Source organism: Cocleimonas flava (assembly GCF_004339015.1).
In the GTDB taxonomy this organism is placed as follows: domain Bacteria; phylum Pseudomonadota; class Gammaproteobacteria; order Thiotrichales; family Thiotrichaceae; genus Cocleimonas; species Cocleimonas flava.
In genome coordinates, this window is record NZ_SMFQ01000004.1 from 978,738 (window position 1) to 1,004,936 (window position 26,199).

Genomic DNA, 26,199 nt, shown 5'->3' on the forward strand with positions numbered 1-26,199 from the left:
AGCCGCTTTTTTATTGAAGATTATTTTATTTATGAAAACATCATTAAGTTAGTCAAGTTGCAAACCACCTGAATTAATCCATGCTAACCCTGTTTCATTTTCCATCCTAACACCAGAATTTGAACTAGAGATATCTATACTAAACACCTTTTGAGGGTAGTAAGGTGGCTCGGTGACCTGATAGTCTAATACCCCGTTATATTCCAAATCAAACTCTGAAGTGCCCGCAGGTATAACAAAAGTTCCAGTTTCTATAACAAAGTCCTGCCCCGCAATTGCAGCTATTGCACTTACTCCAAAAGGTAAAATTTCATCAGAGGTACTCTCACGAATAACATAATCTACCGTAATATCTTCAGTTGATTCTTGATTTAAATAAATTTTGAAAGGAGATATAAAAAATGGATAGAACTCGGTATAGCCTGAAACACTCAATGCATAGTCACCTGGAATCGGAGTAGATTCACTCGGGCAATCTATGCTGAAACATACCCTAAATTCAGTTTCTGCTGTACCAGCACTTGTTGAAGCCCGAACAAAACCCCTCCAGCTATTATATTCTGATTGAAATTCCTCAACAAATGTCAAAGTACCATTGGGACTTAGCTCAAGCCACTCAGGAACTGGACCATTATCGTTTTCAACCAAGCTCCAGTTTGTACTAGTACCACCGATATTATAAGGATTTAAATCCCAGATCTGACTAGTATCTGGATCAAAAAAACCACCTGGCTCCGAAAATGTGATGTAAATTTGTTCATTAATGAATACAGGCAGTTCGGTGTTAGCAGGATCGACGATATTATAATTGATTGTAATACTATCTGTTTCTGTACCCGTAGAATCAGTACCCTGTATAACAACACTATAATTACCTGCCGCTGTTGGCACACCAACAATCTCTGCACGTGTAGCATTAATTACATTTAAAGAAAGACCGGTGGGTAAGCTAGGATTTACTACATAATTTACAGACGTTTCAACAGTGGTCGCTGTTAATTGCACACGAGGACTAGCAAAACCTAAAACTCCTTGAACATCTAGCGATTCATTGCTTCCATTTGCTTCAATATTAAGTGGCCCAAAATCTGGAACAGGTAGATTTATTCCAACTGTCCCGTACTGATCAACTTCCTCACATTGAGTTATCGTGTTTGCTACAGAGCCGGAGTCATAGGTGAGTTCCGCACTAAAGCAAACCTCACAGTTACTAGGAATATACAATCCATTGGCTGTCTCTCCAATTCTAATTACAGTCTCAACGATATTTGGTCTCCAGCCGATATTACAGGATTCACTAGCAACAGCTTTTATTACTGCGGAACCTGATTGAGAGTCGCCTACTTTAACATTAGCTGTACCAGCTCTCATTGACACATCACAATTCCACCAGGTGAAATGACTTACTGTTGCCTGTAATGCTAATCCAGTTGGGGAAGATGGATCTGATACAACATATCCAAAACCCTCATCTGCTGATCTAGTTTCAACACTTTCCTGCGTCCATATACCTGTTTGTTCATCAAGTGACCATAAAGGTATTTGATCACCAACTTGAATAGGATCTCCATTCTGGTAATTACCAACATATATTGGGATTAATATATCCGCTGTTGCACCTGATTCCTCATCAAGACGAACTTCCTCACCATTCTGAGTGAATTTATATTCAACCGTTCCAAAGCTGATAATAGGCGTATCTGTACCGTCTAATTGTGTACCAGTAAACTCTCCCGGAAATGCTGCCAAAGATGCAGGATTAGATACATCAACAGGTGTAATCGTGACCTCGATATCACCGGTTACATATTGACCATCTCCAATTACGAAAGAATTAGGTTCGATAGAAACCGAAGCTCCATTAGCGCCTGTTATCACCCCTCCACTTTCAGCATTAAATCTCTGAACAGCACCCCGTTGAATCATAGTGAAATCAAGACTGATCTGCTCTCCAGCTAACGGTGCTTTTATAGGAGACACTTGCGTAGCATAACCTTCTTTATTCAGCGTTAACACATACTCCTGATCCGCTGATAACACCATGCTAGCATTTCCACTAGCGTTTGACTGCTCGGTTCCTGCTGAAGTTGTCACACTTACGTCGCTTACTACAGCACCATCTGCTGTAGTAATTCTGACATTGACTATTGCGTCATCAACATAACCTGAAGGTCTAGCTAATTTCTGAGTCCAGTAGTTCGTATATTCAGAATCTGCATTTGCAGCAAACGCTAAACCGACCTCTCTTACATCAGCATTCATCATACTTTCACAATGGCCGGTGGTACTAGCTAACCAAGAATCAATCGCTTTTTGGGCTGTATCCCTATTAGTTCCTGCGGTTATATTTTCTGCTAAATTAGTCCATTGATAATCATAAGTTGCGACTCTTTCTTCTGCACTACTTGGGCCTGGCACTTCCAAATCAGACCCTGTCCAATCAGAAGCAGTACCCGAACCATCGTGTGAGAAAGTATCACTTATTGCCATATCCTGACTATGCTCGTACGCAGCTCTATAAAGCTTATCACTCCATGTTAGAGGAGAAACTGCAGGATACAATACTTGCTCTTCTCCACAATATTGTGGCTCAGCTCTCGCTGTGTTTATCACAGTTAGATAGTCATCAATCTGCGCCTGGGTAAGTTCAGGTATTACCCGAGTAGGCTCAGTTATAACAACTCTAAATAGTCGACTAGGCCCTTGGTCAGTATCAACATTCCAAAAACCTACTTCACCATCAAAAGTACCTGCTACTGTAGGATCAAATGTTGACTCGCCATATGGTTCGTAATAATAATTGTAATAGTAATCTTCCTCGCTATTATCATAAACAACCCCATTACCATCCCGAATAGTAATTTCATTTTCTAAAAACGCATGAAATTCATCCGGCGAGGCAAAATCAGTGGTATCAATTGTCAATACAGGTAGGTCGCTCTGAGGGTCTGCACCTTCAAAACTGAAAGCTATTTCAGCGGGAGAATTTGGATCAGCTATAATACTAATAATAACAGTATCACTAGCAGTGGCATTATCATCATCTGTAACTGTTACATCAATAGAATAACTGGCACCAATCTCTAAATCACTAGTGTCTAACGAATATGTCGGAGTATCCGACTCTCCACTATGCCAATCATAACTAACTATTTCACCATCTGGGTCACTTGCAACTGCAGTTAAAGTAATTATTTCACCCCAAATAACTTCCCTATCAGAGCCTGCATTAACCGTTGGCGGCATATTTTCTTCTTCAACTTCATTTACCGTTATATTAACAATTGCTGTTGATGATGCTGTTCCATCACCAACGGTAAATTCAAAGCTATCATTTCCAAAGAAGTCAGCATTTGGCGTATATCTAAGACTAGGGGCATCACCTGTTAAGGAACCATTAGTTGGGGCAACAGAAACGGCATACTCAAGAGGGTCACCATCTACATCAGTTGCTGTTAAAACAATTGCATTATTAACCGAATTTTCTTCAACTGTTACTGGTAAAGAATCAGCAACAGGCTCATCATTCACAGAGTTAACAACAATACTTACTGTTGCTTTGGAACTAGCTTGACCATCAGTGACTGCGAAAGTAAAACTGTCCGTTCCTGAGAAATTTGCCTCAGGTGTGTAAGTAAGGTTAGGTGGCGTTCCTTCTAGAGATCCATTAGCTGGTTGTGTTTCAACCGTAAACTCCAATGCTTCAGAATCAACATCAGTTGCATTTAATTCTACTGCATTACCTGACGAATCTTCTTCTAGGGTGATTGTCTTAGTTTCTGCAACCGGTGCATCATTCACATTATTTACAGTTATTGTCACAGTTGCCGATGAATTAGCAAAACCGTCACTTACGGTGTAAGTAAAGCTATCTGTGCCAGAAAAATTGGTATTCGGCGTGTAATTAATGCTTGAACCACTTCCAGTAATAGCACCATTTGCAGTGCTGGAAGGATACGAATACTGCAATGGATCATTCTCAGCATCTGTTGCATTAAGTGAGATACCATTATTGCTAGAATCTTCCTCGATAGTAATGTTAACCGCAGAAGCAACTGGTGAGCTGTTGGTGACAACTACGGTTAAATCGCGTGTGATCACTCCATTGTATGGATCAGTTACAGATGCCTCGACAGTGTAAGAACCCGGAGTGTTTGTGTTCACACTAGAGGTATTAAAAGAAGCTTCGGTTGAAATTGTGGTTTCTCCATTTCTTACCGATGAATTCCCCTCAAGTAACTGGGTTAATTCCGACACAGAAATATTACGAGGAACAGTAACAGTCGCAGAATTAAAAACTATTTGATAAGGCTGTGGCAGATTAACTGTAACAATCAATGAATCACTTGCTTCAGCGCCATCATCATCAGTTACAGTTAGCGTAAGTTCATGAGCACCAATAGAGGTTGGGGTATATACAAATTCATTGGTAGTCGCTAATTCATTGCCTTCAGCATCTGTCCACACATAGGATGCAATGCCACCATCAGAGTCAGAAGCTGTGCCTACTAATGTGATTGTTGAGTTAATCAATACCGACGTATCTTCTCCTGCAATGACCGTCGGAGGTACGTTCTCAGCTTCCTGGACTTGCACTTCACGTGTAACAGGTTCTGCCTCATTATTTGATGAGTCAATTGCTGTGTAGGTTATGATGTAAGTGCCAGCTTGTGTTGTGTCTAGTTGTGAGTAATCGACGTCGTAGCTTAACTCAGTATCGTAATTATCGGTAATTGTTGCGCCCTGCTCTTCATAGGCTGCAGGCACCTCACTTGTATCAACTTCTATAACGTGAGGGTTTGCTCCATCAAGTTCTATTTCAGGTGGTGTCGTATCCACGACATTCACTTCTCGCTCAACGATTGTTGAGTTTTCAGCAGCATCAGTTGCAGTGTAAGTAAGCGTGTATGTGCCTAACACACCCATGTTTACCTCACCATCGACAATTACATTAACGACTTCATCACGATTGTCTGTAGCGGTATATCCTTCATCTCCATAAACGACACCACCACTAGTATCCACTTCAATCTGATCAGGGTTATTACCTAAAAGCGTTAAGGTTGGAGGTTCATTATCAGTCCCCTCTACAACAATAACTACTCGTGTAGCAGTGGCAGTGTTTCCAGCTATATCCGTTGCTTCATAGGTAACCGTAAACTCACCAACCTCTGAGGTGTCGATAATATCTGAACCATCAACAGCAGTTGCTGCCACTTCGCCATCGGTATCATCCAAGGCTGTTGCGCCATCATCATTATATTGAGTGCCCACAACGATAGTTAACGGGTTTTGACCTGTTACTAAAATTACTGGTGGTACATTATCAGTTACCTCATCAGTGTTTACCCAATCAGGAAGCTCGCTCATGTCGCCGCTGTTTGGTGGATTGCGCACACCCAGTGACTTTAGATTACTGGATAAGGCATCTAGAAGGCCGCTTTCCCCTGCTTTAATAGCGATGTTATTAAAAACATTAACACCAGAACCATTAAACTGGGCATCATCGGCAAAATCATCTGTTAAAGATTGCAAGTCATCATTATTCGAACCATTAGCTAAAAAAGCCCCCGTGAATAATAATAGATTGGCATTATCTCTTCTAAAACTGCCATTCCCACGAAGCAAGTCCAGCTGCTCTACTCCACGACTGCTATTGCTACTGACACGATTTAAATTAAATAACTGTTTTATCTCTGTTTGAGTGTCACGCCACGCCCTGCTAATGCTTTCCCCATCAGCGACTTGAGCACGAATTCTTGCAGCAGCCAAATGTGTAAAAAGGTTAATGTTAGCTGTGTCAAAACGACGATCTTTATTTGTGATTACATTTAACGTTATTTCATTACTGCTTTCACTATTATTGTACTCATCAAAGTATTGGCCTGTCGCTATTAATTCAGTCCAGCCACTCCATTCAATTCTATCAACCAGAAACTCACCCTGAGTACCCGATATTTGAGTATTTAGCGTTGTTGATGAGATAGGAGAAGATTGAGAATCTAACTGTGTAGCTGATACCCTGGAGCCTTCTTTGAAGGGCCCTTTTTGAGCTGATCCAGATATATTACAAGCAGTTAAAGTAACACACAGTGTTACCAATCCAAGAGTACGAAAAAGCATGGGCGCATATCCTTTGGTTTGTATTTACTATTGTTTCTAGTTATCTGGTTTTAATCTTTCAGCATTAAAACCGGCTGTTTATCTTCCTTGTAATAAGCAGCTTATTATTTTAGAAAATCTGATGCATGGGGGATTCATCAGTTCTTCTTATGACAGACAAAAGAACATTTTTAAAAAAAATAGTCAAGCCTAAGAAATGCACACCAATCAAAAAGCAAGTCTAGCTTCCTTGCAATTTGTTGGTATGCATAGGTTTCAGGAAATTTTAAAAATATAAAATAAATTAATTGACTACTTATTTTTTTATATTTTTGATAAATAGATAGATTAATTATGTAGTTAGAATATTTTTCCTGGATTGATAATCCCTTTAGGATCGAATATTTTTTTCACTGAAGCCATTAACTCCACTTCTTCTTTTGAACGTGAATATTTTAGGTAATTTTTCTTGATTATGCCTATGCCATGCTCCGCCGAAACACTACCGTTCATCTTTTTGGTTACTTCAAATATGTCTGGATTTACCTTTGAGCACTGTTCAAAAAATTCAGATACTTCCATCGAATCTGGCTTTAAAATATTCAAATGCAAATTACCGTCTCCGATATGGCCGTACCAGAGCACTTTAAATTCGGAATAGTTCTGATTGACTGCTTGTTCCACCTTATCAAGATACTCTGGTACCTTTGAAATATTCACCGAAAGGTCATTTTTATAAGGTGTGTAAGCTGAAATTGTTTCTGAGATATCTTCTCTTAGGCGCCATAAATCTTTTGCTTGTTGCAAGCTTTGACTCATAACTCCATCGACCACCCAGCCCTCTTCTGCACAAGCCTCAAAGGCTTGTAAGGCGCTTTCTTCCTTACTTTCGTGATCAACTTCAAACTCAATTAAAGCGTAATACGGCGCTTCCGTATCAAACGGTCTGGCATAACCCTTATCATTTACCATCAACGATAATGTATCTTCAGAGAAAAATTCAAACGCACTCAACTCGATTGTATTCTGGAACGTTTCGAACACCTGCATCAATGCTGGAATGTCTGTCACACCAAGTACAAACACGGTTAAATTCTTTGGGATATTCGTCAAACGCATTGTCGCTTCAGTAATAAACCCTAGAGTTCCTTCTGCGCCAATAAACAAATGCCGGAAGTCGTAACCGGTCGCGTTTTTAACCAGACCATGATTCAAATCCAGAACCTCGCCAGCACCCGTCACAACTTTTAGTCCCAGCACCCAATTACGTGTCAGACCATAACGAACCACCTTGATACCACCCGCATTCGTAGAGATATTTCCACCCAATTGACTGGAACCCGATGAACCAAAGTCGACCGGATAAAAAAGATTATTTTCTTCAGCAAAATTTTGTAATTGTTGAGTAATCACACCAGGCTGACAAACCACGCTTCGATCTATCGAATTAAAATCCAGTATTTTATTCATCCGGTCAAACGACACGACAATCTCTTTATTCATCGCAACCGCGCCGCCACATAAGCCCGTCCTGCCGCCAGAAGGAACTAATGCAACACCCTCTTCATTGGCCATCTTGACCAAAGCTTGAACTTCTTCTGTAGAGGTAGGAAAAACGATTGCCAAGGGGTCAGGAGTATAAACCTGAGTCCAGTCTTTGCCGTAATTCTGTAACGAATCTTCGTCTGTTAACACTCTCTCTGGAGTGAAAATGTCGTTTAATTGTTGGAGTATATTCACGTCTAACCTATTTGATTTTTTTACTAAATTTTATGTGATGTAATTGCTCTAAAAAATGGCTTATAGAGTAAGCCTGAAGAAGACAATCACACCCCCCTACTTATAGCCGTTTTTGTGACTTTAATAACAATTCCCTGGAGCCTCAATGCGACTAAAACGGCATCATGCTGGGATGTATTTAAATGAATACAAAAAGCCCCTTTAAAGTAGCTATGCTGATCTAAATAACATTGATTGATATTCGGAATTTGCTTCAAGCCTTTGAATACTTTCTTAATCATTTCTGAGACTGGGAAATCCAGAGAATCTACAAAATAGAGATTTCGGGTACTACTGACAAAATGGACTTTACCTTCTCGGAGTTTAACGAAAATAGTCCGATTATCTCTCAGCGAGGCAGCTAGTTGGGCAGTGACCCCCTGATTGCTTTTCGATGAATTCTCTAGGCTTTTGTCTAATTTTTTATCTAAAGGTAGCGTTTCAAAAACACCCGTTTCGAGTAATCCATCTACTTTCATCGAAGATAATCCTTCAGCCCTTCTTCTCAACATCAATGACTCGCGTGATATCATTTTTGTCAATGGCGAGGTCTTTACGGATAGAAATATTTCTCAACATGACTTCCAGACAGATCTTATCGTCAAAAGATTCATCGGTTTCGTTATCGTATTTTTCTTTGATATGCGAATACATTTCGTACTCATTGGCTGTGAATTGACCTTTCACATCAGCACATTCAGACAGTAATTGTAATACGTGTTCGCGGTCTACCAATTCAGGCATCTATTCAACAACCTCTAATTCATCCATTTGTGTAGAGTATAGAATACACCCCCCTACTTACAGGCAGTTTTTTTTAACAATTGATTAGATAAAATTTAATCTATTAACGATTGAGTTTTTTCAGCAACGATTTCATGTCATCAATATACGATTGATGCTTGCTTTGAATGGAAGGATCGTAACAAACGGAAGAATAAGCTTGAGAAAAGTGATTTATCTCTCCAGCTAAATCGGGCAATTCCTGCATGGCGAATCGACGAAACGTTTCAGGGGTTTGAGAGATGTCTCTAGTCACGCCTTTTTTAGCCATCAAATCGCAAAAGCGTCGATACAGCTGATGTTCTTCCGCTTCTGTTTCACGCTTGCGAGCCAAGCCAAGGAACATAACCCACAGCAAAATAATACCTGCGAAGAGACCTCCGACGATTAAGCCTATCTTCTGCACTGACAGTTCGCCAAACATCTTTTTCAGGAAGTTTTGTTGGGCGTTTTTATCGTAACCTAATACATGTCGACGCCACGCATATTGGGCAGAATCTATTTTTTCACGAATGCCATCCAGCCATTTGATTTTAGACATGGAGAGAAAGTTATCTTCCAGAAAACTCCCTTCACTTTCCATCGCCGTCTCAAGATTTTGTTCTATTCTTGAAGGTGCAACCATGGCGGTCGGATCAAACCTCACCCAACCCTGGCCTTCTAACCAGACTTCAGTCCAGGCATGCGCATCAAATTGATGTACCGCCAGAAATTGCCCTTGCTCATTCCATTTACCACCTTGATAGCCCGTAACAACACGTGCTGGAATTCCCGCTGCGCGCATCATAAAGACAAAGCTGCCAGCATAGTGCGCACAAAAACCTCTTTTACTGTCGATTAAGAAGTCATCAATTGAATTTTCACTGCCTAATGTTGGTGGTCTTAAGGTGTAAAAATACTGGTCTTGTCTAAAACGATCTAAAACGCGATTTATATATTCTTGATTACTTGCAGACGAAGCCATTAATTGATCTGCCAAGAAACGACTTTTCTGATTGCCATTCTCTGGAAGTTGCAAGGCTAAATCACGATCATAATCCGATAATTCGACTTCTCGTAACGAATTAGGATAACTAGTGAGTTTCAGCAGTTTAGGCTCATTGATATCACGATAGGAAATAATGCGAAAATCTCCGCCCAAAAAGGCACGACCTTTCACCTCTAAAACGGGCGTTAACGCAAATAACCAGGGTTGCCCAGATTTTTCATAAATCACTTCATACTCAACGCTGTCACCGCGTTTTACAATACTCTCTGCCACTTGTTTTTCAGACAGTCGATCATTACCAATTTTGATGCCTTTCCCATTGGGAATATCTGATTGCGTCCAGGTTTTCCCATCAAAGTGCTGTAACACCAAACCGCGCCAGTACAACTCATTCTGACCAGGTCGCTTACCCTCAAATTTAACGCTAAAAGCAAGATCATCAGACTGACTCAATTCTGCGATATCGCCAGGAGTCATGCTGTCAGAGATGCCTGTTTTAGCATGCCCACTTGTTTGTGGTACTTTCCAGAAAGGTTCGAAGCGAGGCGCAAAAAAGAAAAACAAAAGCATTAACGGCAAACACAGCAATAACATCATCGATGACAATCGAAGATTTGGCAAAATGGCATAACTTTTAGATTGTTGAATCGCAATCAATGCCCCCGTCAGCACTGTCATTGAAAGCACACCGTAGAGTGCTATCAGCATCGACTGGTTATACAGAAACAACACGCCAATCAGAACAAATCCGGTTAAGATCACCACCATACCATCGCGACGCTGAATCACTTCCAGCGCTTTATAGGCAAAGCCAAGCATTAGCAACGAAGCCATCATATCCAGAGACACTACTTTAACGCCACTGGCTGCGAGCGCCCCTAATCCAAGCAAACCGATAATGATCTTAATAAGATTACCGGGTTGCGCGTTATGCCCTTGCATCACCCTGATTCGCCAAACAGCGGAAAATATGAGTATTGGCAATAACCAGATGGGTAAATAGAAAATCAATGGCAGCATCACCACGATTTGTGCGGCGAGCAACCACAGCATCCCTGAATAGGTAATTAGTTTGTCTTGAGGAAAACCTTTCTCAAACATTCCGCTTAACTCCCTATCCCATCAGTGCTTACCTGAGTCTGAGCATCAGAATGATCACCCTCACCAAACAGAGCTAACGCTGTTAAGCAGGTATTTCGATGCGCTTCACCGCTTGCTGGCTGAATCGTTCTGCCCGGAATTTTTAGGCCATACACCTGTTGTTCCTGATGATATTGCAACACCTTTGCGCACAAGTGAGAAAGCTTAATCTCGGTTCCTGAAATTGATAGAGCATCCCAATCTAGCCAAAGATCGTGGCTCGCATAATCGACAAAGGTCTTGGTCTGTACCTTGCCAGTTTTCGCATAAGCTCCCCAATGGATGTGTCGTGGCGAATCTCCCGCCTGATAATCACGGATACCAGAGAAGTCTGTCGTTCCGCGAGGAATTTCCATTCCCTGATCAGCCTCTTCATCCAGACTATCGCCCTTGTCTTCGCTTTCCTGAAGCAAAGGCGCGGGGTAAACAATGCTATTCATATTGAGCAATGCGTATGACCAGCCTTTTATTAAACCAAGCGGATAGCTGGTAAAAATGCTTAATTTTTCTGGCTTAAAGCGCCCTCGATGCTTTGTACTATGAGACAGTTTGATATGGATGGTGTGGTTATCATGTAAATTAACCGTCGCGACATCCTGATTTTTCCAGCCGATAAATATTGCTGACTTTTTTTGTTGTTTAGGACAGGATACTTCTAATTCGAAAACAGCCTTTTCCCCAGCAAAACAGGGACTTGCCTGAACAGCCCTAAGCGTTAAACCAGAGAGGTTTCGATAGGTAAAAAAGATCGAAATGACAATGAGTGCTAGTAACCAAAAACTCAATGCGTAAATTAAGGTGCTCTGAAAATTCACGCCCATTAGAAATAATAACCCGATAGCTATTAGCAAGGCGCCACTGGTTCCGGTGAGAAAAACAAAAATACGTTTGAGGTCCAGTGTCATTTGGCGTGTTTCAGGAAAGCGTTTTTCCATCCACTGCGGCAACTTCTGATTACTTTCTTCTTCAGACTTTGGCTTAGCTTTTTTCTTAGATCCGAAGTTCTTAGAGCCAAAGCTCTTAGACACAGAATTCTTAGACTCAGAGCTCTTAGACCCAAGCTTAAATTTGGAGAGTTTGAAGTTGCCAAGAGAGCTATTCATTATTATTTATGTCAGTAGAAAATTGACAGATGCCAATTAAGCGACTGCTGCCACTCCACCACCGACACTATCTACCGAATGCAAGATATGACGCGCCAACTGATCACCCTGGGTTTCAGTTTTACCCACAATGCGATGTCCAACAACAGAGACAAATACCGCTTGCACATCCTCGGGCAACACATAATCTCGGCCTTGTAATAAAGCCCACGCTTGTGAAGACTTTACTAAAGCAATCGCGCCACGTGGTGACAAGCCCAGATGACATAATTCATCCTGACGTGTTTGCGCTATTAAACGCTGAACGTAATCCAGTAAGGTATCTGATACTTTGATTTCAGGAACGAGTTGCTGAATTTGTAATAAGCTCTCTTTGCTTAAAACCTGTTTTACTTGATCCAGCGAAGCTCTACCTTTCTTGCCCGTTAAAATTTCTCTCTCAATCGCAGGATCAGGATATCCCAATGAAATACGTAATAAAAAACGGTCCAGTTGAGATTCAGGCAATGGAAACGTACCCGATTGACTTTGCGGGTTTTGAGTAGCAATCACGAAAAAAGGCTTCGGCAAATCATGCGTTTCCCCATCAACACTCACCTGACCTTCTTCCATCGCCTCTAGCAAAGCACTTTGTGCTTTAGGTGTCGCTCTATTAAGCTCATCCGCCAAAAATATCGAACTAAAAATTGGGCCTCGATGAAAACTAAATGATGAGGTCTGCGCATTAAAAACCGACGCACCAATAAGGTCAGCAGGTAATAGATCACTAGTGAACTGGACACGGTTATAATCAAGCCCCAAGACTTTATATAGCGCATGTGCCAATGTGGTTTTGCCCATACCCGGCAAGTCCTCAACCAGCAAATGACCATTGGCTAAAATAGAAGTAAAAGCGAGCTGTACTTGCTGCTCTTTTCCCAAGATAACCTTATTTAATTTTGTAAGACTGGAACTGATTTCGTGATGTAGTTGTGTATTCAAAGCGCCCACTTTCCCCAACTTATTGTGATTATTTATAGAGTTTCTGACCAAGTGTACGTTGGATTATCAATAATCGCGAAAAAATACGATGAAGTGTAATGTTTGATTTCATGCGATATTCATAGTCACCCCCCTACTTTGGGGCGTTTTTTTAAAGTACGTTTATTCTGTTTAGAGTAGACAGAACTCAATTACATACTTGTTTCACTGTGACTGTCACTACACGCCAATAAAGTCTCGCTAGCGTTTCTGCTTAGTCCTTTTCTTCTGAAAACAAATCCCAGTACACTTATGTTCGCTTTTTGTTCGCTTTTTATTTATTTTCTGCTAAGCTTATTTTTACTATGACAAACGAAATAATAGAAATAAAGCGATTAAGCCCATCTGCCAAACCTGTATTGATTCCGCTCTATGGCAATAAAGTACGCGCCGGTTTTGCCTCGCCCGCCGATGATTTTATCGAGGAATACCTGGACCTCAATAAACTACTCATCAAACATCAGGAGGCAACATTTTTTGTGCGTGTTGTTGGGCGTTCGATGGTTAACGTCGGTATTTACCCGAATGATATTTTGATCGTTGATCGCTCTCTTGAAGCATCCAATAGGGATATTATCATCGCGGTGGTTGATGGCGAAACCACGGTGAAACGCCTCATTACCAACCACCCCAATGGCATTTTATTAAAAGCGGAAAGTAAGCATCATAAAGACATTCCCGTGCATGGAGAGCTGCATGTGTGGGGCGTGGTCACCGCGACTATTCATCAATATTAGTCCGTATAAATCATGTTTGCTATTGTCGACTGCAATAACTTTTATGCCTCCTGCGAGCGATTGTTCAGGCCAGAATTAGAAGGCCAACCGATTGTAGTGTTATCAAATAATGATGGCTGTGTAATTGCCCGAAGCAACGAGGCAAAGGCGCTGGGTATTCCCATGGGTGCACCCGAATTTAAATTTCGACAAGAAATGAAGCAGAAAGGTATTCATGTATTTTCCTCTAACTACCCACTTTACGGTGATTTATCCGCACGCGTTATGAGCGTATTGGAATACCTGTCACCCAATATCGAAATCTACTCAATCGATGAAGCCTTTGCCGATATGCGTGGTTTTAATCATTTCGATTTAAACACTCACGGTTTGGAGGTTAGAGAGAAAATACTCAAATGGATCGGAATGCCAGTATCGATTGGTTTTGGTAGCACCAAAACGCTGTCGAAGATTGCCAATCGCGTAGCAAAAAAAACGCCTAAAAGTGGGGGGGTGTTCGTTTTTGATAGCCAGCAACAAATAGACAATGTACTTAAAAAAATAGCCATTGGTGATGTCTGGGGCATAGGACGAAAATGGTCGATGAGTCTCCAGCATTGTGGTATTCATTCTGCGTACGATTTGGCACAAGCAGATAGCACCTGGATCCGGCGCAAATACAGTGTGGTTATGCAGCGCACGCAACGTGAACTAAACGGCGAAAATTGCATTTCTATCGAGGAACTACCGGAAAAGAAACAGCTACTCGTTTCTCGTAGCTTTAAAAACAAAATCACCAACTATCAACTGTTACGCTCGCTAATCTCCGGCTATGTCGCCAGAGCCTGTGAAAAGCTGAGAAAACAACACAGCGTGGCCAGCAGCATTCAGGTATTCATTCGCACCAGCCCGTTCAATGATAGCCCGAAATACAGCAATGCAGGAACTGTAAGCCTAAACCAATACTCTGCAGACACTGCCACGTTTATCAAGATGGCAACCTACATTCTGGAGAATATTTACAAAGACGGATACGAATATCAAAAAGGGGGCATCATGATTCTAGACATAATCCCCGACAGCAAACAGCAACTGTGTTTATTCCAACCCGAAAAATACGATAGCAACGCACGCCAGCGCATGAAACTCATGGATCATGTGAACAATAAATATGGCAGGCAAACCTTAAGGCTAGGATCTGAAAGCAAGAAGCGCTGGTATATGAATCAGAATCTATTATCCCCGAAGTACACGACAAGCTGGAATGATATTTTAAGGGTTAAGTAAGATTTAGGTGATGGTTAAATGAATAATTTAGGTGAGTACTAATAAAAGCATGCTATTAGAGAAATCATCGCAGTGATTCAAGGTGAATCACTGCGATCAGACACGCACGTTTAACCGTATTGGCTAGCGGTGAAATTCGCCTTCTCGTTCTGGCTGGTATTCTATTTCAATAATTTTTACTGATAGTACGCCACCACCAGGTTTTGGCCATTCTATTTCATCGCCTTCTGTAAGGCCCAATAAGGCACTACCAACAGGCGCGAGTATCGAAACGGTTGCTTCACCACTGCTATTGTTTGGGTAGACGAGCGTTAACGAAAACTCTTTATCTGATGATTTGTTTTTAAATTTTACTTTCGAATTCATGGTAACGATATTCGACGGCATTTCATTTGGCTCGACGATATCTGCACGGCTTATTTCCGCAAGCAGCTCCTCCTTACCCGGGAATTGATTATTTCCTAAGGAATCAATCATCTCTTCCAGCCTTTCAGCATCGAGTGATGAAATTGTAATTTTTGGTCTTTGATCCATCTTTCTAATTACCTATAAAATTAACTATGAAACGTTTTTATGTTTATTCTTTTGAGCCATTCTTCATGGTTCATATATTGCGTAATACCTCTATAGATTAGGGTATCTCATAAAAAATTTTAGTCCAGCAATTACTTCACAATAACATCTGAATTTACAGTTGAGACAAAAATAACAATGAGTAAAAATCTGGACAATGGTGATTATCAAAGCGCTTTGAATTACTTATAAATATGAAAAACTCATATCTATATGTAATTCAAAGAATGTTTTTAGAAGTTCGTAAAGCTGCAGAAAAACTGTATATTCATGCACTACACCCATAATTTCTTTACACCCTTTTTTCAGGAGAAAACATGTCAGAATCAGTAGAAGTAAAAGAAGGCTATTACGATAAATTAGGATCAATTCACTGTGGCGTTGTCAAAGGATTTAAAATCAACTGCGGACCAGAACAGTTAAAGGTTCTTGAAGATGGCGATGAGCACGTTTTTGATATGACAGGTGTTACCGTCAAAAGAAATGGCGATGAAGTCAGTTTTAGTCAGCAATAAACACTAAATTAGATACTTGAATACACCCCCCTACTTATAGGCACTTTTTTAAAAAAGTGCCTATAAGTAGGGGGGTGTAAAAATGAATTGATAAGTCAGGGGTTCGAATCCCTGAAGCTCCGCCATCCCGAATCCAGCAAAGACTGTCTTGGCAATCTCTCAGATATTAATAAAAAAGACCTGTTAGAACTGTAAAAGTAGCTAGGGAGTGGATATTAGTTTCTAGCGATATTGTTAATAATCACTAAGGGCGATGCTTAGTCCTATGCCCTTAAATTATATTACCTAAAATCGATGTGTCTTCCCTTATTAGGCAAGAATAGTTTATCTCAATGAATTTAAGCCTGATTTATTGGGCGACGTCTTAAGCCAAAAATAGCTAATAAGGTTGTGAGTAGAAAAAATCCCCAGAGTGAAAGTGTAGGAATAGACTTTGGCTCCTCTATTCTTAGAACAAGATATAGCGTTGATTCTTTTTGAATATTATAGTCAGCCAAGGTTCTTCCATCTTCTAATTGTTTTCCAGCAAAAACTAATTGTTGCAGATCTGGAGGGATACCTTCTTTGTCCTGGATTTTCGCCTTAACGTTATCAATTGTATCATTTGCTTCAACTTCTAATGCAATGGTTTTATCTGTGGGCGTTATAACAAAAATTTGCATTGCGTAACTGGGATTACTTATCAAGGTAAAAAATAAGATCACGCTCATCAATATTTGGTTTCTCATCATATCCTTTCCTTTCTTAGTTATGCTTTTGTTTATTAGCTGAGAGGTATTAATAAGAGTTGTAACAACCCTATTTGACGGTCTTCTTGACGGTTCTACATACCCCAGAAACAAAAAACCCACTGAAAATCAGTGGGTTTCTTTTGAAATATGGCGGAGAGGCAGGGATTCGAACCCTGGGACGGTTTAACCCGTCGCCGGTTTTCAAAACCGGTACTTTCGGCCACTCAGTCACCTCTCCATTGTTGTATTCCTTGAAGTTTCTAGTCGATAAACTTCAAAGAGCGCGTAGGATAATAAAAACTGCTCCATGATGCTAGTAAAATATTCTACTTTTTAACAATCAATTGGCTTGAATTTACGATTTCTGAAACTATAGTTAAATTGTAGGGAATAATTTATTCACAAACTACACACGAGAACTTCAAAAATAACGAAAGACCTATCAAGAGGATAATAAAGAATGATCGATATTCAATCTCAAAATTTTTCAGTAACAGAAGCAATGAAAACTCATACAGAAGAGAAGCTTCAGCCTATGATTCGTAACTATGGCGATAGAATTATCAATGTTCATGTTCATTTGTCTGACGAGAATGGTCCAAAAGGTGGTGAAGCACAACATTGCCTGATTCATGTAGAGTTACAGAAAATGCCGACGGTTGTTATCGAAGATAGTGAAGAAAATTTATATGCAGCGATTGATAATTGCTGTCATCGTGCAGAACGCGCGGTAAGAAAAGCGATGGAGAAAAAACAAACCCTTTCGCGTAAACCTGCTGAAATCTAAAAATACTTAGAAAAAGAAGCAATTTGATTAGAGAATTTAAATCTTAAAAATGCTACCAAAAATAAAACAATTTTTTGAAAATCATTTCATTGCAGAATCAGGCTCGTCCGAGCTTGATTCTGAGCATCGCTTACAACTAGCATTAGCTTCGCTGATGATAGAAGTCGCTGAAGCCGATTATGAAAATGCACCTGAAGAAAGAGCGATGTTGCTCAAACTGGTGGAAGAATCTTTTGGTCTCGATAAAGACGAAGCCCAGGAACTGCTTGATCTTGCGAGACAAGAACATGCAGAATCTACAGACAACTTTCAATTTACCAGTTTGATCAATCAACATTACTCTGCAACACAGCGCATTGAATTGATTGAAAAGCTTTGGAAAGTGGCATTTTCAGATAATGTATTAGATAAACATGAGGATCATGTTATTCGTCGTATTGCTGATTTAATTCATGTCTCACACAGTGATTTTATCGCATCGAAATTACGCGTTCAGGAAAAAGCTGGTCTCAACTCATAAAACCTGCAAATCTAGCTGGCGTACAAAGCAGTATTGAAAATCTTAAGCCATAAAGCGAAAGCCATTAATTAAGTTTATTTTTATCTGCTTTATTTGATGAATTTTTAAGCTCTCAGCAGCTACAACCTACCTAAACGGTCGACCATATCAATATAATTTATCTTATTAACCCCAAAAAAAACACCTCAGTATAGAAATTCTCTGTAATTATGATATTCTGGTCATGCAGTTTTTGATGGTAAGTATTTAGTATTTACCCTGAAGCAGTTTAACGGCTTCCTCGCAGATAAGTGATGTGTCCGTTTTTTTGCTGATTTTATTCAGCATTTTTCTGCATAAAGTCTGCGTTATTTTTTATATTTTAGAGGTTCTTAGGAATGGCTACAGGTACAGTTAAGTGGTTCAACAGTAGTAAAGGTTTTGGTTTTATCGCTCCAGATGACGGAAGTGATGATGTTTTTGTTCACTACAACTCTATCCAAATGGATGGTTACAAGTCTTTAGAAGAAGGACAAAAAGTGAACTTTGAAACAGAAGATGGAGCCAAAGGCCCTGCCGCTGTTAATGTAACTGCTGCTTAGAGGCATTATTACAGCATTCATAAAAAAAGCCTCGCAATGCGAGGCTTTTTTGTAATTTTGAAGCATAAATACAATTAAAATTTAGTTACTCGGGTTATTTATTTTCCCAGGTATCTCGTAATCCTATTGTTTTATTGAAGATTAGTTTTTCGTTTTCTTCATGCGCGTCTATCACTGAATCAGAATCCAGGAAAAAATACCCTTCTCTTTCAAATTGATAGGGCACGTCTGCTTTTGGGTCCATCAAGCTTATTTCACCCTTACAACCTGTAAGCACTTCCAGGCTACTCGGATTGAGGCCTTCCATAAAGTCTTTGCCGCCAGCATCTGGCGCTATGTCATTAAACAATCGGTCGTAGATACGCACTTCGCAATCAACATTCTGCAATGCTGACACCCAGTGAATAACACCTTTGGGTTTAATGCCATCTTCCGGGTTATTACCCAACGTGTTTTCGATGATTCTGGCTCTTACCTCAATGATCTCCCCATTAGCGTCTTTAACTGTTTCATCAGCTTCTATGACGTATGCATTACGTAAACGTACGCGCTTACCAATCACTAGACGCTTATACTTCTTATTGCCCTCTTCCTGAAAATCCGCCTTATCGATATAAATTTCACGATCAAAAATCAACGTACGCGTTCCCATCTCTTCATTTTGTGGATGTAGAGGTGCAGTAAGGTATTCCGTCATATCTTCTGGAACATTCCATAGCGTCACTTTTAATGGATTCATCACACACATCGCACGCGGTGCCACGTTATTTAAATCTTCACGTACAGAAAACTCTAGCTGACTCACATCAACCACACCATCGACTTTAGTCACCCCGGTACTTTCAACGAAGTCTCGTATAGATTTTGCGGTGAAGCCGCGACGACGCATGCCAGAGATCGTTGGCATTCTCGGGTCATCCCAACCTTTAACTATATTCTCATCAACCAACTGCTTTAATTTACGCTTACTGGTTACCGAGTAATTCACATTCAGGCGAGAAAACTCATATTGATGAGGCTCTGACGGAACCGGTAAATTTTCAATAAACCATTCATATAAAGGACGATGCTCGACAAATTCCAAAGTACATACGGAATGCGTCACTCCTTCGATTGCATCACCCTGCCCATGTGCGTAATCATAAGATGGATAAATGTGCCACTTGTCACCCGTCTGGTGATGTTCCATATTCTTTATACGATAAATAACAGGGTCGCGCATTTGCATATTCGGATGCGCCATATCGATCTTAACCCGCAGAGAACGCTTTCCATCTTCAAATTCGCCATCGCGCATGCGCTCAAACAAATCGAGGTTTTCTTCAACACTGCGATCTCTGTAAGGACTATTTTTTCCAGCCTCTTTTAAGTTGCCACGGTACTCGCGCATCTCTTCCTGATTAAGATCGCACACATACGCTTTACCTTCTTTGATTAAGGTAACTGCCCAGTCATAAAGCTGGTCAAAATAGTCAGAAGTAAAATGCACATCGCCATTCCATTTGTATCCCAACCACTCGACATCTTGCTTGATCGAATCAACGTATTCGATTTCTTCTTTTTCAGGGTTGGTATCGTCAAAACGGAGATTGCATTGGCCGTTGTATTTTTCAGCAAGACCAAAATTCAAAACAATCGACTTCGCATGACCTATGTGTAAATAACCGTTAGGCTCAGGTGGAAAGCGGGTTTGAACGCTTGTAACTTTTCCAGAGGCGAGATCTTCTTCAATAATTTTTTCGATGAAATTAAGTGGTTTTTCGTTTTCAGTCATTGCTAAAAGTGCCTTGTTAATTTAACGCTTATTTAATAAGAATTAGAACGTTAGGACAAGCAGTTGTCCAGATGATTTATGTTTATTTTAGTCACCCCCCTACTTTGAGGGCATTTTTTTAAATAATCATTGATAGATCATATTGCTTTCTTTTGATTAGAAAATTCAGAACCCCCTTGTTCTATCAATCTAGACTCCAATTGTTCCAGCCGCTTTAAAATCGCCCGGGTATCCTCATGGATATGTTTAATGTCAGAAACATCACCCTCGTCATTTTCTAAATTATAGGCATCGTGTTCTGCCTGCATGCGCTCGATAACGATACCAATCATCATGTTTAAAAACACGAAGGCATTAAGGAAAATAAATGACAGATAAAACATCCAGGACAGCGGGTAAACTTCCATCGTTTCATACATGACATCCGTCCAGTCTTCAAAGGTAACGACACGGAATAATGTGAGCATGGAAACCGCGATATCACCCCACAGCACTTTATTGATATCTTCAAACAGGAAGCTACCGACTGCCGCATAGATGTAAAACATAATGAACATTAATAGCAGTACGTAACCCATCGGCGGCAATGCTTTGAGTAACGCAGAGATTAATATACGCAATTCCGGGATAATTGAAATAAGTCGAAGCACACGGAAAATTCTTACCAGACGGGCCAGCAACACCATTTCCGAATCTTCGATAGGGACCAAACTAATCCCGACAATCAGCGTGTCGAAAACATTCCAGCCTTTCTTAAAGAAAGCCAGCGAATGCCCTTCGGCGATAAAACGGACCACAATTTCGAATAAAAACAACAGGGTAATTGCCGTATCCAGATACCCCAGAAAACTTATGTATTTTGGATCAATATCATACGTTTTCGCCCCAATCATTAATGCCGAAACGACAATGACAGCGATAATAAAAAACTGGAATATTTTATTATTATTAAACTCGTTGATGATTTGGACGATAGATTTGGCTTTCATTTCCTGACTCAAAATTTATATTAGTGCGATAGTTTTTCGCGGTGTATCACGATATTACAAAAGGTAGTTTCGATAAAAAAAGAACAAGAAAAGTTCCCATCAAGCATGTGCTTTACAGTAATTTACAATTAGAAAGAGTCTCGCTAAAGTGCTTGATACCGAGTGATCATAACCCAGATAACGAGGCTTCTATTCATGAGAATAAAAACCTCGTATAAGTAGGGGGGTGTACATGCTTAAAAACGTAACCCTGCATTATCTAAAATCATTCAAAAGACATCTAGAATGATCTGTTAAACCCTGAGTTATTGTGCGCTATGTGCTCTGCTGCTCTGTGTCAGGCTAGGCCTTAAGTTCTGTTAAACCACCCATATATGGAATTAAGGCTTCAGGTACTTTGATACTTCCATCCGCTTGCTGATAATTTTCAACAATCGCCACCAACGTTCTACCCACCGCAAGACCAGAACCGTTTAATGTATGAAGCAACTCAGTCTTATTGGTTTCAGGATTACGAAAACGCGCTTGCATTCTACGCGCCTGAAAGTCTTTCATGTTCGAACAAGAAGATATTTCACGGTAGGTTTCCTGAGCTGGCACCCATACTTCAATATCATAGGTTTTATTTGATGAGAAACCGGTATCACCCGTACACAATACGATGGTGCGATATGGAAGCTTTAATTTCTCTAGAATAACCTCGGCATGTCTAGTGAGTCTTTCTAGTGCATCGTCCGAATCTTCAGGTTTTACAAAGTGTAACAATTCAACTTTCTCGAACTGATGCTGGCGAATCAAGCCACGCGTATCACGACCATAGGACCCCGCTTCTGAACGGAAACAAGGTGTGTGTGCCGTGTATTGCATTGGCAATTTATCAGCATCGACAATTTCATCTCTGACTAGATTGGTCACTGGCACTTCTGCTGTTGGAATAAGGTAAAAATCCTTATCGCCAAACTCGCCCTCTAACTTGAATAAATCTTCAGCGAATTTAGGTAATTGCCCAGTACCGTAAAGACTGTCTGAATTAACAATATACGGCACATAGACTTCTTCATAACCGTGCTCGGTGGTATGCGTGTCCAACATAAACTGAATGAGTGCACGATGCATACGCGCCATCGCTGAACGCATCACAACGAACCGTGAACCGGTTAGCTTGGTTGCTGATTCAAAATCCATCCAGCCATTTGTCGCCCCAAGATCAACATGGTCTTTAACTTCAAAATCAAATGAAGCAGGCTCGCCCCAGCGTCTGATTTCTACGTTATCTTCTTCGCTTTTACCGTCAGGCACAGACTCATTAAGAATGTTCGGAATCCCACTTACAATCTCATCAATTCGAGCTTGTAAATCAGAGAGTTGTTGCTCCCCTGCTTTTAGCTTTTCACCCAAGTCAGCAACTTCATCGAGCAATGGCTGAATATCTTCACCATTCGCTTTGGCTTTACCAATCATTTTTGAGCTTGTATTGCGCTCGTTCTGTAAATCCTGCGTGGTCATTTGTAATGTTTTACGCTGATCTTCCAGAGACTGGAATGCCGCTACATCTAATTCAAAACCACGACGTGACAATTGTTTTGCAACTGCATCGATATCGCTTCTTAATAATTTTATATCTAACATCTAATTTTCCCAAAAGACTCAACGAGTCATTTAACTGATTGTTTTTCCGATTATAAATCCTAGCCATACCGCTAGTACACTTAACATCACACTGATAAACATATTCAACAAAGCCCGCGCATGCAGCCCTTCCTCGAATAAATTCATGGTTTCCATAGAGAATGTCGAGAATGTGGTAAAAGCACCAAGAAACCCAACAAAAATAGCCAACCGCAACAATGGATCCAGCTCCATTCTTTCAACCAGAACAATCGCCAAAAAACCCATCAAAAATGAGCCTATAACATTGACCGTAAGCGTTCCATAAGGAAAGTTTCCGCCGAGCTTTTCAGTCACAACTGACGACAGCACATATCGCGCTAAAGCACCTACGGAACCACCAGCCATTATTGCCAATGCTTGCGAACCAGAAAGAGTGAATGAAAGTGACAAATATATCTCCAAAGACCTAGCATAAGAACTGGGCAATAGTGTATATGAAAGGTTAGAATGGTGGAATGTCTCTAGATACAAATACACGTAATAATTTACTTTTTCAACTAGGCGAAATTCTACCAGAAGAATATCTACTCACCAGTGAAGAAGCGATCAAACCTTATGAATGCGACGGTTTATCAGCCTATCAAAAGCTTCCCGTTGCCGTTGTTTTGCCCGAAACGATTGAGCAAGTACAACGTATTACAAAAATATGCTCTCAATTGAAAGTACCGATTGTTGCTCGCGGTGCTGGCACTGGCTTATCAGGCGGTGCATTACCGCACGAAGGCGGGATCATTTTAGGGTTATCCCGATTTAATAAAATTGAGAAGATAGATACTGACAATCTAACCGCAACGGTTCAACCCGGCGTTAGAAACCTAGCCATTACCGAAGCAGCAAGACCTTTCGGCTTATATTATGCACCCGATCCCTCCTCTCAAATTGCCTGCTCTATTGGCGGCAATGTGGCAGAAAATGCTGGCGGAGTGCATTGCTTAAAATATGGCCTAACCGTTCATAATGTTCAGCAAGTAACCATTGTGACCGTCGATGGCGAATTAGTTACTTTAGGCTCCCAGACATTAGACACGCCTGGCTATGATCTTTTAGCATTGATTACTGGATCTGAAGGCATGCTCGGCATTATCGTTGAGATTGTGGTGAAACTATTACCTAAACCTCATGCCGTTAAAGTCTTGATGGCGTCATTCAAAAAAGTTGAAGATGCAGGCAATGCCGTTGCTAACATTATCGCTGAGGGCGTCATTCCCGCTGGTTTAGAAATGATGGACAAACCTGCCATTCATGCGGCAGAAGCCTTCGCTAAAGCCAACTACCCGCTTGATGCAGAAGCTATTTTACTGTGTGAATTAGATGGAAGCGAACAGCAACTGGCAGAGCAAATCGAGACCGTTTCAGAAACACTGCGCAACGCAAATGCAGACGATATCGTAATTGCTGACTCTGCAGATGAGCAAGCACGACTTTGGGCAGGAAGGAAATCTGCATTTCCCGCTGTTGGAAGAATTTCACCTGATTACTATTGCATGGATGGCACCATTCCCCGAAAACAGATTGCTTACGTACTCAAAAGAATTAGCGAATTATCTGAAGAATGTGGTTTACGTGTAGCCAATGTTTTCCATGCAGGAGACGGCAATCTTCACCCATTAATTTTGTACGATGCAAACAAAGAAGGCGAGCTTGAGAAAACTGAAAAATTCGGCGCCGATATCTTGACGCTTTGCGTAGAAGTGGGCGGTACTATTACCGGCGAACACGGCGTAGGCCATGAGAAAATTGACCAGATGTGCGTACAGTTTTCACCCGAAGAACTCACTCAGTTTTTTGCCGTTAAGAATGCTTTTGATCCGGATGCATTACTCAACCCCGGAAAAGCGGTGCCCACATTACACCGCTGCGCTGAACTCGGCGGAATGCATGTACATAACGGCCAATTGCCACATCCTGAAATCCCTCGTTTTTAGCGTTTTAAACACATAAAAACGAGTAATTATTTTAAAATGACACCCCCCTACTTTTAGCCACTTTTTTAGTAACGCAAACAACTACGAAAAGGCTTTGGGTAATTTATCCTTTGTGACACACATGACAATACAAGATAACGATATTAGTTCTGACCTGCAACAACGCGTACTAGAGTCGATAGCAAACAAACAACCACTCTATATTCACGGCGGAAATAGCAAGGCGTTCTACGGCAATACGGTTGATGCCACACCATTAGATATTAGCCCGCATACCGGCATAATCAGCTATGAACCAACAGAACTCTGCGTAACATTGAGGGCAGGTACTTTATTATCTGATCTAGAAGCATTACTCAATAACACCAATCAAATTCTACCTTTTGAGCCACCTCAGTACACAACAGAAACAACCATTGGTGGCGCTATTGCTGCTGGAATTTCCGGCCCCAGACGCGCTTATACCGGATCAGTTAGGGACGCCATTCTCGGTGTAAAGATCATAAATGGTAACGGCGAGATTGTTAGCTTTGGCGGACAAGTGATGAAAAATGTAGCTGGCTACGACTTGTCTCGCATGATGGTTCGTTCGCAAGGAACACTGGGTGTAATTCTTGAAGTTTCATTGAGGCTATTACCCAAACCACCAAAAGAAATTACACTCACGTTCGAATCTGATCAGAAATCAGCACTACAGTTTTTTCAAGAATCCAGATTGCAGCAATTACCGATCACAGCTAGCGCCTGGTTTAATGATCAAGTCTATTTGCGCCTATCAGAAAGTGAAACCGTACTTGAGCAGTCCAAAAAGAAATTAGGCTTTGATTTATTAAGCGATTACGATGATTTCTGGACAGATATTCGTGATCATCAACATCACTTTTTCGGACGCACTGATAAGCCGCTATGGCGTTTATCCTTACCGCCTGCGACAAAACAAATATCAAGTGTCGATGACAATCAGCTCATAGAATGGGGTGGCGCTCAGCGCTGGATTAATAGCAATGCTCCAGCCAACATCATTCAGAATATTGCGACTTCAAACAATGGTTATGCATATATGTTTAAAGGGGACTTGCCTGAAACACCTTGCTTCCCTTTGCTAGATCAACCACTCATGCTATTACACAAACAACTCAAACGTAATATGGATCCAAACGGCATTTTTAGTCCTGGACGAATCTACTCTGGTTTATAACACCTAGGGCTTAATAC

Annotated in this window: 21 protein-coding genes and 1 tRNA gene; 8 read left to right on the plus strand and 14 right to left on the minus strand. The window is 40.8% G+C overall.

Annotated elements, in window-relative coordinates; all coding sequences use genetic code 11:
- Nucleotides 1-48: 48 nt before the first annotated feature.
- From EV695_RS16160 to EV695_RS16190, 7 genes are all read right to left on the minus strand, one after another.
- The gene (locus EV695_RS16160) at nt 49-6,123 is read right to left on the minus strand and encodes a tandem-95 repeat protein (protein ID WP_131907000.1); all 6,075 of its coding nucleotides are present in this window, start codon (nt 6,121-6,123) and stop codon (nt 49-51) included.
- A 339-nt stretch (nt 6,124-6,462) separates the two neighbouring features.
- Complete coding sequence (locus tag EV695_RS16165; RefSeq protein ID WP_131907001.1) at nt 6,463-7,842, minus strand: FAD-binding oxidoreductase; 1,380 nt, start codon at nt 7,840-7,842, stop codon at nt 6,463-6,465.
- An 86-nt stretch (nt 7,843-7,928) separates the two neighbouring features.
- The gene (locus EV695_RS16170; RefSeq protein ID WP_165874738.1) at nt 7,929-8,393 is read right to left on the minus strand and encodes a hypothetical protein; all 465 of its coding nucleotides are present in this window, start codon (nt 8,391-8,393) and stop codon (nt 7,929-7,931) included.
- Nucleotides 8,374-8,625 carry a hypothetical protein gene (locus tag EV695_RS16175; RefSeq protein ID WP_131907003.1) on the minus strand — a complete coding sequence of 84 codons (252 nt, stop codon included), beginning with the start codon at nt 8,623-8,625 and terminating at the stop codon, nt 8,374-8,376. Before EV695_RS16175 ends, EV695_RS16170 begins: the two co-directional genes overlap by 20 nt.
- Nucleotides 8,626-8,728: 103 nt before the next feature.
- The gene (locus tag EV695_RS16180) at nt 8,729-10,753 is read right to left on the minus strand and encodes a transglutaminase TgpA family protein (RefSeq protein WP_131907004.1); all 2,025 of its coding nucleotides are present in this window, start codon (nt 10,751-10,753) and stop codon (nt 8,729-8,731) included.
- Between the two features lie 5 nt (nt 10,754-10,758).
- Complete coding sequence (locus tag EV695_RS16185; RefSeq protein ID WP_243651669.1) at nt 10,759-11,895, minus strand: DUF58 domain-containing protein; 1,137 nt, start codon at nt 11,893-11,895, stop codon at nt 10,759-10,761.
- Nucleotides 11,896-11,931: 36 nt separating this feature from the next.
- Nucleotides 11,932-12,876 carry an AAA family ATPase gene (locus EV695_RS16190; RefSeq protein ID WP_131907005.1) on the minus strand — a complete coding sequence of 315 codons (945 nt, stop codon included), beginning with the start codon at nt 12,874-12,876 and terminating at the stop codon, nt 11,932-11,934.
- Nucleotides 12,877-13,220: 344 nt separating this feature from the next.
- Between EV695_RS16190 and EV695_RS16195 the strand changes: the two genes are divergently transcribed.
- Both EV695_RS16195 and EV695_RS16200 read left to right on the plus strand, forming a co-directional pair.
- Complete coding sequence (locus EV695_RS16195; RefSeq protein WP_131907006.1) at nt 13,221-13,652, plus strand: LexA family protein; 432 nt, start codon at nt 13,221-13,223, stop codon at nt 13,650-13,652.
- Between the two features lie 12 nt (nt 13,653-13,664).
- A complete protein-coding gene (locus EV695_RS16200) occupies nt 13,665-14,918 on the plus strand; it encodes a Y-family DNA polymerase (RefSeq protein ID WP_131907007.1) in 1,254 nt (417 codons plus the stop codon).
- 123 nt (nt 14,919-15,041) lie between these two features.
- Here EV695_RS16200 and rnk read toward each other — a convergent pair whose 3' ends face one another.
- Complete coding sequence (gene rnk, locus EV695_RS16205) at nt 15,042-15,452, minus strand: nucleoside diphosphate kinase regulator (protein WP_131907008.1); 411 nt, start codon at nt 15,450-15,452, stop codon at nt 15,042-15,044.
- Between the two features lie 356 nt (nt 15,453-15,808).
- On the opposite strand from rnk, the gene EV695_RS16210 reads away from it, so the two are divergent.
- Nucleotides 15,809-16,006, plus strand: coding sequence for a hypothetical protein (locus EV695_RS16210; RefSeq protein ID WP_131907009.1), 198 nt, complete (start codon nt 15,809-15,811; stop codon nt 16,004-16,006).
- A 338-nt stretch (nt 16,007-16,344) separates the two neighbouring features.
- Here the strand turns inward: EV695_RS16210 and EV695_RS16215 are convergent, their stop codons facing one another.
- Both EV695_RS16215 and EV695_RS16220 read right to left on the minus strand, forming a co-directional pair.
- Nucleotides 16,345-16,737, minus strand: coding sequence for an IPTL-CTERM sorting domain-containing protein (locus EV695_RS16215; RefSeq protein ID WP_207907115.1), 393 nt, complete (start codon nt 16,735-16,737; stop codon nt 16,345-16,347).
- A 148-nt stretch (nt 16,738-16,885) separates the two neighbouring features.
- Nucleotides 16,886-16,975, minus strand: a tRNA-Ser gene (locus EV695_RS16220).
- Nucleotides 16,976-17,197: 222 nt separating this feature from the next.
- Here EV695_RS16220 and hpf point away from each other — a divergent pair.
- From hpf to EV695_RS16235, 3 genes are all read left to right on the plus strand, one after another.
- Nucleotides 17,198-17,524 carry a ribosome hibernation-promoting factor, HPF/YfiA family gene (gene hpf / locus EV695_RS16225; RefSeq protein ID WP_131907010.1) on the plus strand — a complete coding sequence of 109 codons (327 nt, stop codon included), beginning with the start codon at nt 17,198-17,200 and terminating at the stop codon, nt 17,522-17,524.
- A 49-nt stretch (nt 17,525-17,573) separates the two neighbouring features.
- On the plus strand, nt 17,574-18,044 hold the full coding sequence (locus EV695_RS16230) for a tellurite resistance TerB family protein (RefSeq protein ID WP_131907011.1): 471 nt from the start codon (nt 17,574-17,576) through the stop codon (nt 18,042-18,044).
- Nucleotides 18,045-18,421: 377 nt separating this feature from the next.
- Nucleotides 18,422-18,625, plus strand: a complete 204-nt coding sequence (locus EV695_RS16235; protein ID WP_131907012.1) for a cold-shock protein — start codon at nt 18,422-18,424, stop codon at nt 18,623-18,625.
- Between the two features lie 94 nt (nt 18,626-18,719).
- Here EV695_RS16235 and EV695_RS16240 read toward each other — a convergent pair whose 3' ends face one another.
- From EV695_RS16240 to crcB, 4 genes are all read right to left on the minus strand, one after another.
- Nucleotides 18,720-20,399 (minus strand): glutamine--tRNA ligase/YqeY domain fusion protein, encoded by a 1,680-nt coding sequence (locus EV695_RS16240; protein WP_131907013.1) that lies wholly within the window; start codon nt 20,397-20,399, stop codon nt 18,720-18,722.
- Between the two features lie 137 nt (nt 20,400-20,536).
- The gene (locus EV695_RS16245) at nt 20,537-21,388 is read right to left on the minus strand and encodes an ion transporter (RefSeq protein ID WP_131907014.1); all 852 of its coding nucleotides are present in this window, start codon (nt 21,386-21,388) and stop codon (nt 20,537-20,539) included.
- Between the two features lie 342 nt (nt 21,389-21,730).
- Nucleotides 21,731-23,017 carry a serine--tRNA ligase gene (gene serS / locus EV695_RS16250; RefSeq protein ID WP_131907015.1) on the minus strand — a complete coding sequence of 429 codons (1,287 nt, stop codon included), beginning with the start codon at nt 23,015-23,017 and terminating at the stop codon, nt 21,731-21,733.
- A 30-nt stretch (nt 23,018-23,047) separates the two neighbouring features.
- Nucleotides 23,048-23,449, minus strand: a complete 402-nt coding sequence (gene crcB / locus EV695_RS16255) for a fluoride efflux transporter CrcB (RefSeq protein WP_243651671.1) — start codon at nt 23,447-23,449, stop codon at nt 23,048-23,050.
- Between the two features lie 65 nt (nt 23,450-23,514).
- Between crcB and EV695_RS16260 the strand changes: the two genes are divergently transcribed.
- Together EV695_RS16260 and glcE are read left to right on the plus strand one after the other, a co-directional pair.
- Complete coding sequence (locus EV695_RS16260) at nt 23,515-24,984, plus strand: FAD-linked oxidase C-terminal domain-containing protein (RefSeq protein ID WP_131907016.1); 1,470 nt, start codon at nt 23,515-23,517, stop codon at nt 24,982-24,984.
- A gap of 121 nt (nt 24,985-25,105) precedes the next feature.
- Nucleotides 25,106-26,182 (plus strand): glycolate oxidase subunit GlcE, encoded by a 1,077-nt coding sequence (gene glcE / locus EV695_RS16265; RefSeq protein WP_131907017.1) that lies wholly within the window; start codon nt 25,106-25,108, stop codon nt 26,180-26,182.
- Nucleotides 26,183-26,199 lie beyond the last annotated feature (17 nt).

Coding starts and splice junctions, on each gene's coding strand:
- rnk (WP_131907008.1), bottom strand. CDS start 15,452: ATGGATCAAAGACCAAAAATTACAATTTCATCACTCGATGCTGAAAGG.
- EV695_RS16245 (WP_131907014.1), bottom strand. CDS start 21,388: ATGAAAGCCAAATCTATCGTCCAAATCATCAACGAGTTTAATAATAAT.
- EV695_RS16175 (WP_131907003.1), bottom strand. CDS start 8,625: ATGCCTGAATTGGTAGACCGCGAACACGTATTACAATTACTGTCTGAA.
- EV695_RS16235 (WP_131907012.1), top strand. CDS start 18,422: ATGGCTACAGGTACAGTTAAGTGGTTCAACAGTAGTAAAGGTTTTGGT.
- EV695_RS16200 (WP_131907007.1), top strand. CDS start 13,665: ATGTTTGCTATTGTCGACTGCAATAACTTTTATGCCTCCTGCGAGCGA.
- EV695_RS16260 (WP_131907016.1), top strand. CDS start 23,515: ATGTCTCTAGATACAAATACACGTAATAATTTACTTTTTCAACTAGGC.
- EV695_RS16230 (WP_131907011.1), top strand. CDS start 17,574: ATGCTACCAAAAATAAAACAATTTTTTGAAAATCATTTCATTGCAGAA.
- EV695_RS16240 (WP_131907013.1), bottom strand. CDS start 20,399: ATGACTGAAAACGAAAAACCACTTAATTTCATCGAAAAAATTATTGAA.
- hpf (WP_131907010.1), top strand. CDS start 17,198: ATGATCGATATTCAATCTCAAAATTTTTCAGTAACAGAAGCAATGAAA.
- EV695_RS16160 (WP_131907000.1), bottom strand. CDS start 6,123: ATGCTTTTTCGTACTCTTGGATTGGTAACACTGTGTGTTACTTTAACT.
- glcE (WP_131907017.1), top strand. CDS start 25,106: ATGACAATACAAGATAACGATATTAGTTCTGACCTGCAACAACGCGTA.
- EV695_RS16210 (WP_131907009.1), top strand. CDS start 15,809: ATGTCAGAATCAGTAGAAGTAAAAGAAGGCTATTACGATAAATTAGGA.
- EV695_RS16215 (WP_207907115.1), bottom strand. CDS start 16,737: ATGATGAGAAACCAAATATTGATGAGCGTGATCTTATTTTTTACCTTG.
- EV695_RS16180 (WP_131907004.1), bottom strand. CDS start 10,753: ATGTTTGAGAAAGGTTTTCCTCAAGACAAACTAATTACCTATTCAGGG.
- EV695_RS16170 (WP_165874738.1), bottom strand. CDS start 8,393: ATGTTGAGAAGAAGGGCTGAAGGATTATCTTCGATGAAAGTAGATGGA.
- serS (WP_131907015.1), bottom strand. CDS start 23,017: ATGTTAGATATAAAATTATTAAGAAGCGATATCGATGCAGTTGCAAAA.
- EV695_RS16195 (WP_131907006.1), top strand. CDS start 13,221: ATGACAAACGAAATAATAGAAATAAAGCGATTAAGCCCATCTGCCAAA.
- EV695_RS16185 (WP_243651669.1), bottom strand. CDS start 11,895: ATGAATAGCTCTCTTGGCAACTTCAAACTCTCCAAATTTAAGCTTGGG.